This window comes from Actinosynnema mirum DSM 43827, assembly GCF_000023245.1.
Lineage (GTDB): Bacteria > Actinomycetota > Actinomycetes > Mycobacteriales > Pseudonocardiaceae > Actinosynnema > Actinosynnema mirum.
Window position 1 is genome coordinate 7,489,944 of record NC_013093.1, and the last position, 15,403, is coordinate 7,505,346.

At 73.7% G+C, this 15,403-nt stretch carries 15 protein-coding genes; 10 read left to right on the forward strand and 5 right to left on the reverse strand.

Features of this window, described 5'->3' with window-relative positions; all coding sequences use genetic code 11:
- The first annotated feature begins 48 nt into the window (after positions 1 to 48).
- From AMIR_RS31700 to AMIR_RS31730, 7 genes are all read left to right on the forward strand, one after another.
- Positions 49 to 1,815, forward strand: coding sequence for an acetyl/propionyl/methylcrotonyl-CoA carboxylase subunit alpha (locus tag AMIR_RS31700; protein ID WP_015805080.1), 1,767 nt, complete (start codon positions 49 to 51; stop codon positions 1,813 to 1,815).
- 9 nt (positions 1,816 to 1,824) lie between these two features.
- The gene (locus AMIR_RS31705) at positions 1,825 to 2,211 is read left to right on the forward strand and encodes a DUF1707 SHOCT-like domain-containing protein (protein ID WP_015805081.1); all 387 of its coding nucleotides are present in this window, start codon (positions 1,825 to 1,827) and stop codon (positions 2,209 to 2,211) included.
- Positions 2,208 to 3,083, forward strand: a complete 876-nt coding sequence (locus AMIR_RS36450; protein ID WP_015805082.1) for an HAD family hydrolase — start codon at positions 2,208 to 2,210, stop codon at positions 3,081 to 3,083. Before AMIR_RS31705 ends, AMIR_RS36450 begins: the two co-directional genes overlap by 4 nt.
- Positions 3,084 to 3,251: 168 nt before the next feature.
- A complete protein-coding gene (locus AMIR_RS31715; protein ID WP_015805083.1) occupies positions 3,252 to 3,845 on the forward strand; it encodes a DUF3558 domain-containing protein in 594 nt (197 codons plus the stop codon).
- 91 nt (positions 3,846 to 3,936) lie between these two features.
- The gene (locus AMIR_RS31720; protein WP_015805084.1) at positions 3,937 to 4,317 is read left to right on the forward strand and encodes a hypothetical protein; all 381 of its coding nucleotides are present in this window, start codon (positions 3,937 to 3,939) and stop codon (positions 4,315 to 4,317) included.
- A 26-nt stretch (positions 4,318 to 4,343) separates the two neighbouring features.
- The gene (locus tag AMIR_RS31725; protein ID WP_015805085.1) at positions 4,344 to 5,609 is read left to right on the forward strand and encodes a PPE domain-containing protein; all 1,266 of its coding nucleotides are present in this window, start codon (positions 4,344 to 4,346) and stop codon (positions 5,607 to 5,609) included.
- Positions 5,606 to 6,412: an ESX secretion-associated protein EspG gene (locus AMIR_RS31730; protein ID WP_015805086.1), complete on the forward strand. Its 807-nt coding sequence runs from the start codon at positions 5,606 to 5,608 to the stop codon at positions 6,410 to 6,412. The genes AMIR_RS31725 and AMIR_RS31730 overlap by 4 nt, the downstream gene beginning before the upstream one ends.
- 266 nt (positions 6,413 to 6,678) lie before the next feature.
- On the opposite strand, the gene AMIR_RS31735 is transcribed toward AMIR_RS31730, so the two are convergent.
- A complete protein-coding gene (locus AMIR_RS31735; protein ID WP_015805087.1) occupies positions 6,679 to 7,140 on the reverse strand; it encodes a gamma-glutamylcyclotransferase family protein in 462 nt (153 codons plus the stop codon).
- Between the two features lie 145 nt (positions 7,141 to 7,285).
- On the opposite strand from AMIR_RS31735, the gene AMIR_RS31740 reads away from it, so the two are divergent.
- Positions 7,286 to 8,689: an NAD(P)H-quinone dehydrogenase gene (locus AMIR_RS31740; RefSeq protein ID WP_015805088.1), complete on the forward strand. Its 1,404-nt coding sequence runs from the start codon at positions 7,286 to 7,288 to the stop codon at positions 8,687 to 8,689.
- A gap of 435 nt (positions 8,690 to 9,124) precedes the next feature.
- Here the strand turns inward: AMIR_RS31740 and AMIR_RS31750 are convergent, their stop codons facing one another.
- Together AMIR_RS31750 and AMIR_RS31755 are read right to left on the reverse strand one after the other, a co-directional pair.
- On the reverse strand, positions 9,125 to 9,802 hold the full coding sequence (locus AMIR_RS31750; protein ID WP_015805089.1) for a response regulator transcription factor: 678 nt from the start codon (positions 9,800 to 9,802) through the stop codon (positions 9,125 to 9,127).
- Entirely contained in the window at positions 9,799 to 10,971 is a 1,173-nt protein-coding gene (locus AMIR_RS31755) for a sensor histidine kinase (RefSeq protein WP_118947919.1), read from the reverse strand. The genes AMIR_RS31750 and AMIR_RS31755 overlap by 4 nt, the downstream gene beginning before the upstream one ends.
- 214 nt (positions 10,972 to 11,185) lie before the next feature.
- Here AMIR_RS31755 and AMIR_RS31760 point away from each other — a divergent pair, with 214 nt between their 5' ends.
- Both AMIR_RS31760 and AMIR_RS31765 read left to right on the forward strand, forming a co-directional pair.
- Positions 11,186 to 12,115 (forward strand): ABC transporter ATP-binding protein, encoded by a 930-nt coding sequence (locus AMIR_RS31760; RefSeq protein WP_015805091.1) that lies wholly within the window; start codon positions 11,186 to 11,188, stop codon positions 12,113 to 12,115.
- Positions 12,115 to 12,978 (forward strand): ABC transporter permease, encoded by an 864-nt coding sequence (locus AMIR_RS31765; protein ID WP_015805092.1) that lies wholly within the window; start codon positions 12,115 to 12,117, stop codon positions 12,976 to 12,978. Before AMIR_RS31760 ends, AMIR_RS31765 begins: the two co-directional genes overlap by 1 nt.
- A 55-nt stretch (positions 12,979 to 13,033) precedes the next feature.
- Here AMIR_RS31765 and glpK read toward each other — a convergent pair whose 3' ends face one another.
- Positions 13,034 to 14,548: a glycerol kinase GlpK gene (gene glpK / locus AMIR_RS31770; protein WP_015805093.1), complete on the reverse strand. Its 1,515-nt coding sequence runs from the start codon at positions 14,546 to 14,548 to the stop codon at positions 13,034 to 13,036.
- A 31-nt stretch (positions 14,549 to 14,579) separates the two neighbouring features.
- Positions 14,580 to 15,320, reverse strand: a complete 741-nt coding sequence (locus AMIR_RS31775) for an MIP/aquaporin family protein (RefSeq protein WP_015805094.1) — start codon at positions 15,318 to 15,320, stop codon at positions 14,580 to 14,582.
- Between the last annotated feature and the right edge of the window lie 83 nt (positions 15,321 to 15,403).

Consider the following 15,403-nt stretch of genomic DNA (forward strand, 5'->3'; position numbering starts at 1 on the left):
CGGCGACGCCCCGGCGAGCCGCGTCCCGTTCCGGAAAGGCAGGACGCCGTGCCACTGCGCAAGGTCCTCATCGCGAACCGCGGCGAGATCGCGGTCCGGGTCATCCGGGCCTGTCGGGACGCGGGGCTCGCCAGCGTCGCGGTGTACGCCGACCCGGACCGGGACGCCCCGTTCGCGCGGCTGGCCGACGAGGCGTTCGCCCTCGGCGGGACGACGGCCGCCGAGACGTACCTGTCGGTGGACAAGCTGCTCGACGCGGCCAAGCGCGCCGAGGCCGACGCGGTGCACCCCGGTTACGGCTTCCTGTCGGAGAACGCCGACTTCGCGCAGGCCGTGATCGACGCCGGGCTGACCTGGGTGGGGCCGTCGCCGCAGGCGATCAGGGACCTGGGCGACAAGGTGACGGCCAGGCACATCGCGACCCGCGCGGGCGCGCCGCTGGTGCCGGGCACGAACGACCCGGTGTCCGGGCCGGACGAGGTGGTGGCGTTCGCGCGGGAGCACGGGCTGCCGGTGGCGATCAAGGCCGCGTTCGGCGGCGGCGGGCGCGGGCTGAAGGTCGCGCGGACGCTGGAGGAGGTCCCGGAGCTGTTCGACAGCGCCGTGCGCGAGGCGGTGACCGCGTTCGGGCGGGGCGAGTGCTTCGTGGAGCGGTACCTGGACAAACCCCGGCACGTGGAGGCGCAGGTGCTGGCCGACCAGCACGGCGGCGTGATCGTGGTGGGCACGCGCGACTGCTCGTTGCAGCGGCGGCACCAGAAGCTGGTGGAGGAGGCCCCCGCGCCGTTCCTGACCGACGAGCAGCGGGCGACGATCCACTCGTCGGCGCGGGCGATCTGCCGCGAGGCGGGCTACCACGGGGCCGGGACGGTCGAGTACCTGGTGGGCGTGGACGGGACGATCTCGTTCCTGGAGGTCAACACCCGGTTGCAGGTGGAGCACCCGGTGAGCGAGGAGACCTCCGGGATCGACCTGGTGCGCGAGCAGTTCCGGATCGCCGAGGGGCTGCCGCTGCGGTTCGCCGAGGACCCCGAGCCGCGCGGCCACTCGATCGAGTTCCGGATCAACGGGGAGGACGCCGGGCGCGGGTTCCTGCCCGCGCCGGGCGTGGTCACCGGGTTCGCGCTGCCGTCCGGGCCGGGGGTCCGGGTGGACGCCGGGGTCGAGGCGGGCACGGTCGTGGGCGGGCAGTTCGACTCGCTGCTGGCGAAGCTGGTCGTGACCGGCGAGGACCGGGAGCAGGCGCTCCAGCGGGCGCGGCGGGCGCTGGACGAGATGGTCGTGGACGGGATGGCGACCGTGCTGCCGTTCCACCGGGTCGTGGTGCGCGACCCCGCTTTCGTGGGGGACGCGGACGGGTTCTCGGTGCACACGCGGTGGATCGAGACCGAGTTCGAGAACTCGATCGCGCCGTTCGAGGGCGGCGGTGCGGTCGGGGAGGACGAGGAGCCCCGGCAGCGGGTCGTGGTGGAGGTCGGCGGGCGACGGGTCGAGGTCGTGCTGCCGGGCGACCTCGGCGGTGGCCCCGCCAGGCCCGCCGCCGACGCGACCGCCCGCACCAGGAAGCGGGCGCGCGCGGGTGGCGCCTCGCAGGTCTCCGGGGACGCGGTGGCCGCGCCCATGCAGGGCACGGTCGTGAAGGTCGCCGTCGAGGAGGGGCAGCGGGTGGCGGCCGGGGACCTGGTCGCGGTGCTGGAGGCGATGAAGATGGAGAACCCCGTGACCGCGCACAAGGCGGGCGTGGTGACCGGGGTGGCGGTGGCGGCCGGGTCCGCCGTGACGCAGGGGGCCGTCCTGTGCGAGTTGAGGGAATAAGCTCGGGGCGTGGGTGATCGGGAGATCCGCGTCGGCGACGCCGAGCGCGAGGACGCGCTGCGCGTGCTCGGTGAGCACCTCAGCGCGGGCAGGCTCGACGTGGACGAGTACGGCGAGCGGACGGCGCGGGCGACCGCGGCCAGGAACCGGGGCGAGCTGCTCGACCTGTTCTCCGACCTGCCGCACCCGCACCCGGCGCTGAGCGCGGCCACGGCGGTGCGGCCGATGCCCCCGCCGCCGGGGCTGCCCGCGCGGCGCGGGGTCAACGTGGCGGTGGCCGGGCCCGCGGTCCTGATCGGGTTCGTGCTGCTGGCCGCGCTGGTGAAGTCGCCGTTCGTGTTCCTGCTGATCCCGGTGGCGCTGTTCCTCCTGGTGGGGCGGGACAGGCGGCGGTGAGCGCGCCGACGCTGCTGCTGCTCGACCTGGACGGCGTGCTGCGCCGGTTCGGGTCGGACGCGCCGATCGAGGACGCGCACGGGTTGCGGCGCGGGCTGCTCGCGGAGACCGCTCATTCGCTGATCGGGCCCGCGCTGGTCGGGGCCGAGACGGACGCGTGGTGGCGGGACGCCGTGGTGGGCGCGCTGGTGGCCCAGGGGGTCGACGGCGAGGTCGCGGCCTCGGCGGTGCGGGCGTGGAGCCGGGTCGGCGAGGTCGTGCCCGAGGCGCTGGAGCTGGTGCGGGCGGTGCGCGGGCGGTGCCGGGTGGCGCTGCTGACCAACGCCACCGACCGGGTCGGCGCGGACCTGGCGTCGCTCGGGCTGGACCGCGAGGTCGACGCGGTGGTCCCGTCCGCGCGGCTGGGAGTGGCCAAACCGGACCCCGAGGCGTTCCGGCGGGCGCTGCGGGTGCTCCAGCACTCGCCGTCGGCGACGCTGTTCTGCGACGACTCGGCGGGCCACGTCGAGGGCGCCCGCGCGGCCGGGCTGGACGCCGCGCACACCCCGGACGCCGCCGCGCTGCGGGACGCGCTGGTCTCGCGCGGGCTGCTGGAGGCCGGGGCGGACGCGGGCGCGGAGAGCTCTGTGGACGGACCGGTGCTGCTGGTGCTGCACGACCGGGACGAGGCCGAGGAGGTCGCCGCCGAGCTGCTGGCGGCGGGCTGGGCGCCGTGCCTGGTGCACAAGGAGCTGCTCGCGGGCGAGGACGACGCCGAGGACGCGGACTGGGTGGTGGAGGTCGGGTCCGGTCCGGACGGTCGGGCGGCGGACGTCCACCGGCCGTTCCTCGACGCGCTGGCTGAGCGCCACGAGGGGTTCACCACCGACTAGCAGACCGCAGGACGGCGGTCACGTCGGGGTGTTGCTCGCGGTGGAAAAGCACTAGCGTCGCGGGCTGTGGATCCGGTGGAGATCAACGCGGGTGGGCGCTCCCCGCTGCCGAGCGGGTTCGCGCGAGGTCGGGACAGCGGTTTCCCGGCCCCGCTACGGTAGGCGCACATGAAGGCTGCTCACATGTTGCTCGGCGCGCTCCTGGCGCTGCCGGTGCTGGTCTCGTGCACGGCCACGTCGCCTGCGCCCAAGGCCGACGGGCACGTGGACGAGCCACTGAGCGTGACCACCACCCCTCCCCCATCGTTGTTCCCCCGTCCGAGTGAAATGCCGCTCGACGGAGTGGCGCCCTGCTCGCTGCTCGACGAGAAGCAGCGGGGGGAGCTGAGCCTGGACAACCCCGAGAACGAGTACGTCGAGACGAGCCTCGCCGGCGCGCGGGCCTGCTCGCTGCGCAGCAATGTCAGCGGCAACGTGGTCCGGCTCGCCCTGGTGACCGGGGAGGGCGTGCTGCTGTGGCTGGACGACTACGCGCAGGTGGAGGTGGAGACCATCGCGGTCGTCGGGTTCCCGGCGCTGGTGGTGCGCACCCCCGGCGTGGAGGACGTGTGCAACGTGGAGGTCGACGTGGCGCGGGGCCAGTTCCTCGACGTGATGTTCCGCGACGGGGGCAACAGCACCCCGCTCGCCCAGGACGTGCTGTGCCAGGGCGCGAGGCGGGCAGCCGAAGCCGCGGTGACCGGATTGCTGCAAAGGAAGTGACCCGCGCGGGGGAAGTCACCCACACCCACTCCCCGCTGTCGGACGCTCTGGTTAGAGTGACTGTGCGCTGATGACGTTGGGAGGTAGCGCCATGCCGAAGGATGACCACGTAAGGGGTGCGGACACGGGGAGTGCCCTCCCCGGAGCCGGGCAGGCCCTGGACGTCGACCCGAGCGCCATCCCGAGCCTGAAGTCCGCCTTCTCCGGCGCGCTGTCCAAGCTGGACCAGCAGATCGAGATGGCCGTGACCGAGGTCAGGGTGCGCCCCTGGGCGGGCGACCCGGTGAGCATCGAGGCCGCGGAGAAGTTCAACGAGCGCTCCGTGGACTCGGGCGACTCGGCGCTCGACGCGCTGCAGGGCTACCAGCGGCAGCTCAAGTCCGCGATGGACGCGCTGACGCTGGTCGAGCGGCAGTACCAGGTGATCGAGGACGACAACAGCGGATTGATGGAGCAGCAGGGCGGCTGCTGACCGCCTGCGCGATGGGGAGGCTTCCTGTGTCCGACGGGCACCGCTGGAGCGGCTACAGCCACGAGGAGCTGTACAAGAAGATCAACTCTGGCCCCGGCCCGAGGGCGTCGTTCACCTCGCTGGAGCGCTGGGAGGGGATCGCGGGCGCGCTGGTGGAGATCAACGCGCAGCTCCAGGAGGGCGTGGCGCGCTCCGGCGCGCAGTGGCAGGGCCTCGCGGCCGACCAGGCGCGCTCGGGCATCAACCCGCTCGCCGAGTGGGCCGACCACGCCAGGACCGGCGCGGTGATCATGCGCGCCTCCACCCAGATGCAGGCCGACTACATCGCCAAGGCCCGCGCGGACATGCCGGAGCCGGTCAAGGTGACGGCCGAGGACCCCGGCACGATCCTGTCCGGGCTCGCGCACCTGGTGGGCGTGCAGACCGACTTCGAGGTGCAGGAGCGCGCGCAGAACATCGCCGAGCAGCGCGCCCGCGACGTCATGACCACGTACGCCTCCAGCACGACCGCGAACACCTCGACCCTCGGCCAGTTCAGCCAGCCCCCGCAGGTGGCGATCACCGCGGGCGACGTGGTCCGGGGCGACGCGGCGGGCGTGTCCTACGGGCACGGCTTCGCGGGCGGTCGCGGCGGCACGCGCGGCGGCGTCCGGGGCGGCCCCGGCGCGACCCGCCCGGCCACCCGGCCCACGACCGAGACCAGGCCCGCCACCACGACCAAGGGCGGCTCCAGCACGCACGTCTCGCAGGCGAACCCGGCGAACGGCGGCGCGGGCCCGCGCGGCTCCGAGACCACCGGCACGGCCAAGCCCACCACCGGCGGCGTCGGGGTCGGCGGCACGACCGGGACCAAGGGGCGCGGCAAGGACGGCGAGCAGCAGGGCTCCGAGCGGCACGACACCACGACCGGGCAGCGCGCGGCCGAGGTGAACGGTTTGCACGTGGTCGCCCCCGGCCAGACCAGCGGCACCACGGCGATCAGCTCCGGCGAGCTGGGCGCGTTCACCGCCGCCAACGCGCAGCACTCGGCGGCCATGGGCCCCGGTGGCGCGGCGGGCGCGCTCGCGGGCGCGGCCAACCAGAACGGCGGGGACACCACGCACCGGCGGGCGGTCCAGCTCGCCCCGCAGGGGCAGGCGTTCGACCCGTTCGGCGGGCTCGGTGGTCGCCGCGCCGAGGAGGAAGAGGAGCAGCTGCACGACGCCGCCGACTACCTGCGGGAGACCGGCGACGTGTACGGGGTCGGCCGGGGCGCGGCCCCGGTGATCGGGGAGGACCAGTCCGACCGATGACCACGTTCGGCCTCGACCTGGGCGAGAGCGAGCTGCGCGCCCCGGTGACCATCTCCGCGCTGGAGTTCGACGTGCTCTGGGAGCACCTGCGGCTGGAGACCATGCCGCTGGTGCTCAAGGTGCCCTCCCCCGGCAAGACCGACGGGGAGCGGCGCCTGCTGGAGGACCGGGCGTGGGAGGGGTTGGAGCTGCGCGGCCTCGGCAGGCGGCTGGAGCTGGACCCCACCCTGGAGGACCTGCTGCACCTGCTGAACCGGCCGCAGCGCGAGGTCGACGGCAGGCTGTGGCTGGACGGGCGCAGCGTGCGGGTGCTGGTCGCCGCCAAGGGGCAGTCCGCCGCGCTGGCGGTGCTCGACGGCGACCGGATCACCCTGCGCGCGGCGTCCGCCGAGGGGATGCCGCGCGAGGCGCTGAGCGCCGTGCCGCCGCTCGGTCCGGGGCCGGGCCACTCGGTGACGCTGCCCAGCGCCGACCTGGAGGTCGCGGCGGCGGACGTGCGGGAGCCGGAGGACCTGGAGCGCGGGCTCAAGGAGCGCGGGCTGCGGGGCGAGGACGCGCACGTGCTGGCCGAGATGTTCCGGGACGCCGGGAACCGCGGGCAGTTCGGCGCGGCCGGGCGGGACAAGTGGGGCAAGCGGGTGCGGCCGGACCGGGTCGTGGCGTTCTTCGACGGCCCGGAGGGGCGGTACGTGCAGATGCGGCGGGCCCAGCCGGGTCAGGTCGCGTGGAGCACGGTGGCCCCGGTGGACTTCCGGCGGATGGTGCACCACCTGGAGGAGCTGCTCGCGGAGACGCCGTCCTAGTCGGGACGGCCGTCCCGGCGGGCTCGGGCGGCGCTCCCCGGACCGGTTCGCGGGGTCGGCGCGGGACGTGGGCGCGGATGATAGCCCCCCGCTGATCGCCCGCTGATCGTTCCGGACGCCCGAAGTTCACCGCTTCGGGCGACACCGCCGGTCGTGCGACCGGCCCGTCGCGCGGCCCCACCGCCGTGGGCGGGGCCGCCTCCCGGTCACGCGCTCGCCGCGTCACCGGGTTCCTCGTCGGGTCACCTGGTCATCTGGTCACCGGGTCACTGGGGCCCCTGCGGGCCGACGCTGCGGCACGGGCGGACGCGCAGGTCGGCCACGTAGTCGTCGGGTGCGCCCGCGGACTCGGCCGCGTCCGCCACCACGCCGATGTACCGGGCCGAGGGCAGGCCGCCCTCGTAGGCGTCCAGCACGTACAGCCAGGCGACCTCGGAGCCCTCCATGGTCTGCACGCGCAGTCTGATCTTCTTGTAGAGCCCGAGGGCACCCTCCCAGCGGTCCAGGCTCGACTCGTCGGGGGTGCTGACGTCGTAGAGGACGCAGAACACCTGGGAGTCGGGATCTTCGACGATGGTGGCGAGCGCGCCCTCCCAGCCGAGGTCCTCGCCACCGAACGTCAGACGCCATCCGACGAGCCAGCCGGTCCCCGCCATGGGGGAGTACGGGGCTCGCTCCTTCATCTGGTTCGGGTCCATGTTGGACCCGTACGCGGCATAGAGCGGCACGCCGACAGCCTAGCGACATCGAGATCACCCGGAGGGTCGAGAAGACCGCGCGACACGCTGCGACACCCGACCGCGTACGGTTCGTACGGTTGTGAGCGGTTGTCGATCCGGACACCCGTTGTCTTCTGGACAGAGAGGAACCCCCGTGACCCGCATCGTCATCATGGGCGGTGGGCCCGCTGGGTACGAGGCGGCGCTGGTCGCGGCTCAGCACGGCGCGGACGTGACCGTCATCGAGCGCGAGGGCCTCGGTGGCGCGTGCGTGCTGTACGACTGCGTGCCGTCGAAGGCGTTCATCGCCTCCGCCGCCAGTCGGTCGGCGTTCCGCAGCGCGGGTGAGCTGGGCATCCGGACGGACGACACCGAGGCGGCGGTCGAGCTCCCCGTCGTGCACGGTCGGGTGAAGGGCTTGGCGCTGGCGCAGTCCGCGGACGTGCGGGCGAGGCTCCAGCGCGAGGGCGTGCGGATCATCATCGGCGACGCCGAGTTCCGCGACGACGAGCGCGGTCTGGCGCAGCACCGGGTGCTGGCGCGGACCGAGGACGGGGCCGAGGAGGTGCTGGAGGCGGACGTCGTGCTGATCGCCACCGGCGCCACCCCGAGGGTGCTGCCCGGCGCGGAGCCGGACGGCGAGCGGGTGCTGAACTGGCGGCAGCTGTACGACCTGCCGGAGCTGCCGGAGCACCTGGCGGTGATCGGTTCGGGCGTGACGGGCGTGGAGTTCGCGTCGGCGTACACCGAGCTGGGCGTGAAGGTCACCATGGTGTCGAGCCGGGACCGCGTCCTGCCGCACGAGGACGCCGACGCGGCGGCCGTGCTGGAGGACGTGTTCGCCGAGCGCGGGACCGCCGTGGTGAAGCACGCGCGCGCGGACCGGGTGGAGAACACCGGCGACGGCGTGCGGATCCACCTGGCGGACGGCCGCGTGGTCGAGGCGAGCCACGCCCTGATGACCGTCGGCTCGGTCCCGAACACCGAGGGCCTGGGCCTGGACCGGATCGGCGTCGAGCTGGGCAAGGGCGGGTACATCCCGGTGGACCGGGTCTCGCGCACGACGGTGCCGGGCGTGTACGCGGCGGGCGACTGCACGGGCGTGCTGCTGCTGGCGTCGGTCGCGGCGATGCAGGGCCGGATCGCGATGTGGCACGCGCTGGGCGAGGGCGTGAGCCCGATCAAGCTGAAGACCGTCGCGGCGAACGTGTTCACGAACCCGGAGATCGCCACGGTCGGCATCAGCCAGCAGGCGATCGACTCCGGCGAGGTCCCGGCCCGAACCGTCATGCTGCCCCTGGCGACCAACCCGAGGGCCAAGATGGAGGGCCTGCGCCGCGGCTTCGTGAAGCTCTTCTGCCGCCCGGCGACCGGCGTGGTGATCGGCGGCGTGGTCGTGGGCCCGACGGCGAGCGAGCTGATCCTGCCGATCGCGCTGGCGGTGCAGAACCAGCTGACCGTGGAGGACCTGGCGACGACGTTCTCGGTGTACCCGTCGCTGACGGGCTCGATCACCGAGGCCGGCCGGCAGCTGATGCGGCACGACGACCTGGACTGACGCACGGCGTTCGGCGAGGGCCCCGGTTCCCGGTGGGACCGGGGCTTTCGCGTGCGAGCGCCTCGACTCGCCCTGCGGCACCGCCCAGCGCCTTGCGCTGGTCCGGTCGGCGTCCGGTTGGACGTGCGCAGGCAGGAGGTGGGGATGTCAGCCGAGCAGGCTCGGCTGGGTTCCCGGATCGACGCGGATCAGGAGGAGCGCGTCGACCGGACGAGGCTCCTGGCCTGGCCGAGCTCGCCGCAGAGCCTCGGCAGTACGTGCGCGGGGATGATCGGGCGGCTGTCCTCTCGCTGCGTGCGTGTCCCGAGCTGCACTGGTTCGACCGCAGCGCGCCCGAGGTGAACGACTGGTCGACCGCCTGAGCGCTGAACGCGACCACTGCGAACCTCCAAGTGGCTGTTGGGGAAGTGCTGCTCTGCGGTGCGGGGTTCGCGGTCAGGGCCGCGCGTCGTCCGGGCGGACCAGGCCGGTGCGGTAGGCCAGGACGACCAGTTGTGCGCGGTCGCGGGTGTTCAGCTTGGACATCGCGCGGTTCACGTGGGTCTTGGCGGTCAGCGGGGACAGGTGCAGGTGTTCGGCTATGCGGTCGTTCGACAGGCCGTGGGCGGCCAGGACCACGACCTCGCGCTCGCGGTCGGTCAGCAGTTCCAGCGGGGCCGGGGCCTGGGGCGGGTCGGATTCCGGGTGGGCCAGGACGTGCCGCACCAGGGCCTTGGTGGCGGCGGGCGACAGGATCGAGTCGCCTGACGCCACGGTTCGGACCGCGTGCAGCAGTTCGGCGGGGCCGACGTTCTTGCCGAGGAAGCCCGCCGCGCCCGCGCGCACGGCCCGGAGCACGTTCTCGTCCTCCTCGAACGTGGTCAGGACCAGGATGCGCACCCCGGCGAGGTCCTCGTCGGCGGCGATGCGGCGGGTCGCCTCGATGCCGTCCACCTCGGGCATCCGGATGTCCATCAGGACCACGTCGGCGCGGGTGGTGCGGGCCAGGAACACCGCTTCCCGGCCGTTGACCGCCTCGCCGACGACCTCCAGGTCCGGTTCGGAGTCCAGGATCATGCGGTAACCGGCGCGGATCAGGGGTTGGTCGTCGGCGAGCAGGACCCTGGTGGTCACGGGGTCCTCCTCGGGGCCGGGAGTTCGGCGCGCACGGTGAAGCGGCCTTCCGGGGTCGGGCCCGCGCTCAGGGTTCCGCCTGCGGTGGCGGCGCGTTCGCGCATCCCGATCAGGCCGTAGCCCGAGCCCGGCTGCCTGCTCGCGGTGCGGGCGCGGTGGTTGGTGACGGTCAGGCTCACGCCCTCGTCGGTGTAGGCGACGGTCAGGTGGGCGGTGCCCGTGCCGTGCTTGTGGGCGTTCGTCAGCGCTTCCTGGATGATGCGGTAGGCGGCCACGTCCACCACCGAGGGGAGTTCCCGCGGGGCGCCCAGCTGTTCGCGCTCCACGGACAGGCCTGCGGCGGTGATCGCGCCGACCAGGGCGGTGAGGTCGTCCAGGCGGTGCGGGGGATCGGTGTCGCCGGACTGGCGCAGCACGCCGACGATCGACGACAGCTCCCCCAGCACGACCTCGCAGGCGTCCCGGATGTGGCCCAGCGCCTGCGCGGCCATGGCGGGGTCGCGGTCCAGGACGTGGGTCGCCGCGCCCGCCTGGACGTTGATCACGGCGATGTGGTGGGCCACGACGTCGTGCAGGTCGCGGGCGATGCGGACCCGCTCCTCGACCACCCGCCGGGCGGCTTCCTCCTCGCGGGTCTGCTCGGCGTGCCTGGCCCGCCCCTCGGCCTCGGCGATGTACGCGCGCCCCGTGCGGGCGGCTTCGCCCAGGGCGGTGGTCATGCCGATCCACGCCACCGCCGGGAAGCCCTCGGTCGACCACAGCACGCCGGTGACCGCGTACGCCTCCACCGCGTACAGGCCCGCCGCCACGGCCGCCGCCGTCGTCCACGCCCCTCGGCTCGGGGTGCGGGAGGCCGCCGTGTAGGCGATCAGGCCGATCGCCAGCGGGAGCACGGGGCGGATGCCCGCCAGCAGGATCACCAGGCCCGCCGCGACCGCCGTGCCCACCAGCACCTGGCGCGGCCACCTGCCGCGCAGGGCGACGCCGCCCAGGGCGATGGCGGTCGCGACCAGGTCAGGGCCGTCGACCACGCCGTCGTGCAGGGGGCCCGCGCTCGACAGGTCGGCTGCGACGCTCGCGGTGGACAGGGCGCAGGCCAGGGCGACGTCGGCCGCCAGCGGGTGGCGGGAACGCCAGCCACCGATCGTCGACGTGGTCCGGCGCAGCACGGCGATCACGGTAGCCGCGGGCGGGAGGTGGTGCCGGGCAGGTGCACGGTGGACACCGTACGAGCCTCGGGAGGGCCGGGGCGTCGTGCGGGCGTGGTAGCGGGGTGGGGGCGGTGTACCGCGTTCGCAGCAGGCGAGGTGTCCGCGTCGGGACGACGCCTTCCCGCCGTGCTCCGACCACAGTGGACGGCACACGACGGACGACGGGGACGAGATGATCGAACTTCAACGGCTCACCAAGCGGTACGGCGAGAAGACCGCCGTGGACGGGATCACCGCCACCATCGAGCCGGGTGTGGTCACCGGGTTCCTCGGGCCCAACGGGGCGGGCAAGTCCACCACCATGCGCATGGTGCTCGGCCTGGACCGGCCGACCTCCGGGGCCGCGCTGGTGAACGGCAAGCCCTACTCGGCGCTGCGCGCGCCGCTGGCCGAGGTCGGGGCGCTGCTGGACGCCAAGGCGGTCGACGGCGGGCGCAGCGCGCGCAACCACCTGCTGGCGCTCGGCGCGACCGTCGGCATCGGCAAGCGGCGGGTGGACGAGGTGCTGGCGTCGGTCGGGCTGACCGAGGTCGCGCACAAGCGGGCCGGGTCGTTCTCGCTGGGCATGGGCCAGCGCCTCGGCATCGCCGCCGCGCTGCTGGCCGACCCGCAGGTGCTGCTGCTGGACGAGCCGGTCAACGGGCTCGACATCGACGGCGTCCAGTGGATCCGCGCGCTGCTGCACGAGCTGGCGGCGGAGGGGCGCACGGTGCTGCTGTCGTCGCACCTGATGAGCGAGATGGAGCTGGTGGCCGAGCACCTGCTGGTGATCGGGCAGGGGCGCATCCTCGCGGACACGACCATCGCCCGGTTCATCGAGGACGCCTCCGGCGGCGGGCGGATGTCGGTGCTGTCGCCGGACGCGGACGAGCTGGCGTCGCTGCTGGTCGGCGCCGGGGCCGCGGTGACGACCGTGGAGCCGGGGCGGTTGGAGGTGCGGGGCGCGGCGCCCTCGGTGATCGGCGACCTCGCGGCGGCGCGGGGGCTGCGCGTCCACGGGTTGACGGCGCTGTCCACGTCGCTGGAGTCGGCGTACCTGGAACTGACCCGAGACAGCGTGGAGTACGCGGGGACCACCGCTCAGCGCGGGGAGGCGGCCTGATGACCGACGTGGCGGAGCGGACCGTCCTGCCGGGGCGCGTCACGGGCGCGCGGGTGGCGGCGCGGCAGACGCTGTGGACGGCGATCCGGTTCGAGTGGGTGAAGGCGCGGAGCCTGCGCGGCACCTGGGTCGGGCTGGCGGTGGTGGTGCTGGTGCTGGTCGGGTTCAGCGCGCTGGCCACGTCGGTGTCGGTGGGGGCGGTGTCGACGCCGGAGGGCGCGCCGGGGCCCGGTGGACCGTTCGCGGCGACCTCCGACCCGCTGGCGATCGCGCTGACCGGGGCGAACCTCGCGGTGCTGGTCCTGGGCGTGCTCGGCGGCATGGCGGGGGCCCGCGAGTTCGGGTCGCGGATGATCTCCAACTCGGTGGCGGCGGTGCCCCGGCGGTGGCAGGTGGTGCTGGCCAAGGCGGTCGTGTTCACGGCGACCTCGCTCCCGGCGGCGCTGGTGGGCGTGTTCGGGGCGTTCTGGGTGGGGATGGCCGTGCTGTCCGGCGGGGACGCCGACGTGGTCGCGCTCGGCGACGAGGGCGTGCTGCGCTCGGTGCTGGGCATGGCCGGGTACGTGACCGCGATCGGGCTGCTCGGGCTCGGCCTGGGGGTGCTGCTGCGCAGCACGGCCGGGAGCATCGGGGCGGTGATCGGCGGCGTGCTGGTGCTGCCCGCGATGGCCGGCGGCCTGCTGCCGGACGACTGGACCTCGGTGCTGCGGTTCCTGCCCAGCTCGGCGGGGGCGTCGTTCACCACCGTGATGGCCGCCGGGGACACCACGCTCGGCGCGGGCGCGGGGGCGGCGGTGCTGGTGGCCTGGGTGGTCGGGGTGCTGGTCGCGGCGGGGGTGGTGTTCGGCAGGCGCGACGTGTGACGTGCGGGCGCGAGGGGACCCGCTCGTTCAGAGCGGGCCCCCTCGCGCGCCGAGCTCAGTCCTCGTCCTCGACCCAGTCGAAGGTCTTCGTCACGGCCTTCTTCCAGCTCCGGTACCGCTTCTCCCGCACCGAGTCGTCCATCGCGGGGTCCCACTGCTTGTCCTGCGCCCAGTTCTGCCGGATGTCGTCCTCCGACGCCCAGAACCCGACCGCCAACCCCGCCGCGTAGGCCGCGCCCAGCGCCGTGGTCTCGTTCACCACCGGCCGGATCACCGGAACCCCGAGGATGTCCGCCTGGAACTGCATCAGCAGCTCGTTGACGACCATCCCGCCGTCCACCTTCAGCGACTTCAGCGGCACCCCGGAATCCGCGTTCATCGCGTCGATGACCTCGCGCGACTGGTACGCCGTGGCCTCCAGCACCGCCCGCGCCAGGTGCCCCTTGTTCACGAACCGGGTCAGCCCGACGATCGCCCCGCGCGCGTCCGACCGCCAGTACGGCGCGAACAGCCCCGAGAACGCCGGGACGAAGTACGCCCCGCCGTTGTCCTCGACCGTCCGCGCGTACTGCTCGATCTCCGCCGCGGTCCCGATCATCCCCAGGTTGTCCCGCAGCCACTGCACCAGCGACCCGGTGACCGCGATCGACCCCTCCAGCGCGTACACCGGGGCCTTGTCGCCGATCTTGTAGCACACGGTGGTGAGCAGCCCGTTCTCGCTCATCACCTTCTCGGTGCCCGTGTTGAGCAGCAGGAAGTTGCCGGTGCCGTACGTGTTCTTGGCCTCGCCCGGCGAGAGGCAGGCCTGCCCGAACGTCGCCGCCTGCTGGTCACCGAGCACGCCCGCGATCGGCACGCCCTCCAGCGCGCCCCTCGTCTTCACCTCGCTGTACACCTCGGACGACGACCGGATCTCCGGCAGCATCGACAGCGGGATGCCCATGTCGGCCGCGATCTCCGCGTCCCAGTCCAGGGTGTCCAGGTCCATCAGCAGCGTGCGGGACGCGTTGGTCGGGTCCGTGACGTGCAGGCCGCCGTGCACCCCGCCGGTCAGGTTCCACAGCACCCAGGTGTCCATGTTGCCGAACAGCAGGTCCCCGGCCTCGGCCCGCTCCCGCGCGCCCTCGACGTTGTCGAGCACCCACTTGACCTTGGGCCCGGAGAAGTACGTGGCCAGCGGCAGGCCCGTCTTGGCCCGGTACCGCTCCTGCCCGCCGCCCAGCGCGCCCAGCTCGGCGCAGATGCGGTCGGTGCGGGTGTCCTGCCAGACGATCGCGTTGTAGACCGGCTTGCCGGTGGTCCGGTCCCACACCAGCGCGGTCTCGCGCTGGTTCGTGATGCCGACGGCGGCCAGGTCGGAGGCGTTCAGGTCTGCTCTGGCCAGCGCGCCCGCCGCGACCTGGCGTGTGTTCAGCCAGATCTCCTCGGCGTCGTGCTCGACCCACCCCGCCTTCGGGAAGATCTGCTCGTGCTCCTTCTGGTCGACCGCGACGACCCGCCCGGAGTGGTCGAAGACCATGCACCGGGTGGAGGTCGTGCCCTGGTCGATGGCGGCGACGTACTTCGTCATCAGTGGCCCTTCGTCGTCGGAGGAGGCCCGGTCAGACCGGGAGTGCCAGGTACAGGAGTGCGGCGAGCGCGCCACCGATCAGCGGCCCGACCACCGGGACCCAGGAGTACCCCCACTCGGCGCTGCCCTTGCCCTTGATCGGCAGGAGCGCGTAGACGATGCGGGGGCCGAGGTCGCGGGCCGGGTTGATGGCGTAGCCGGTGGGGCCGCCGAGGGAGGCGCCGAGGCCGATGACGAGGAACGCCACGCCCGCGTAGCCCAGGGCGGAGTTGCCGAAGTTGGGGGTGCCGTCGGCGGCCAGCTCGACGCCGGGGCTGAGCAGGATCCAGATGACCAGCACGAACGTGCCGATCACCTCGGTGAGGACGTTCCACGGCGCGCTGGCGACGGTCGGACCGGTGCAGAAGACGCCCCTGGTGCCCGCCGGGTCGTCGTGGTTGTCGAACTGCTTCTTGTAGGCCAGCCAGGCCAGCGTCGCGCCGAGCATGGCACCGATCATCTGCCCCGCGAAGTAGACCGGCACGTCGGCCCACTCGGTCTTGCCCGCGGCGGCCAGGCCGAGGGTGACGGCCGGGTTGAGGTGGGCCCCGCTCGGGGCCGAGACGCTGGCGCCCACGAACACGGCGAGACCCCAGCCGAAGTTGACCAGCAGCCAGCCGCCGCCCTTGCCGAGCGAGTCCTTGAGCGTCACGTTGGCCACGACGCCCGCACCCAGCAGGATCAGCAGGGCGGTGCCGAGCGTCTCCCAGACGAAGATCGAACCGGCGGTCATGTCGCCGTACCTCCTCTCGTGCAGGTGGACGGCGACCAGCCGGGCTCGGCGTCGTCGCCCATCCCACGGAGTGTGACGTTAAA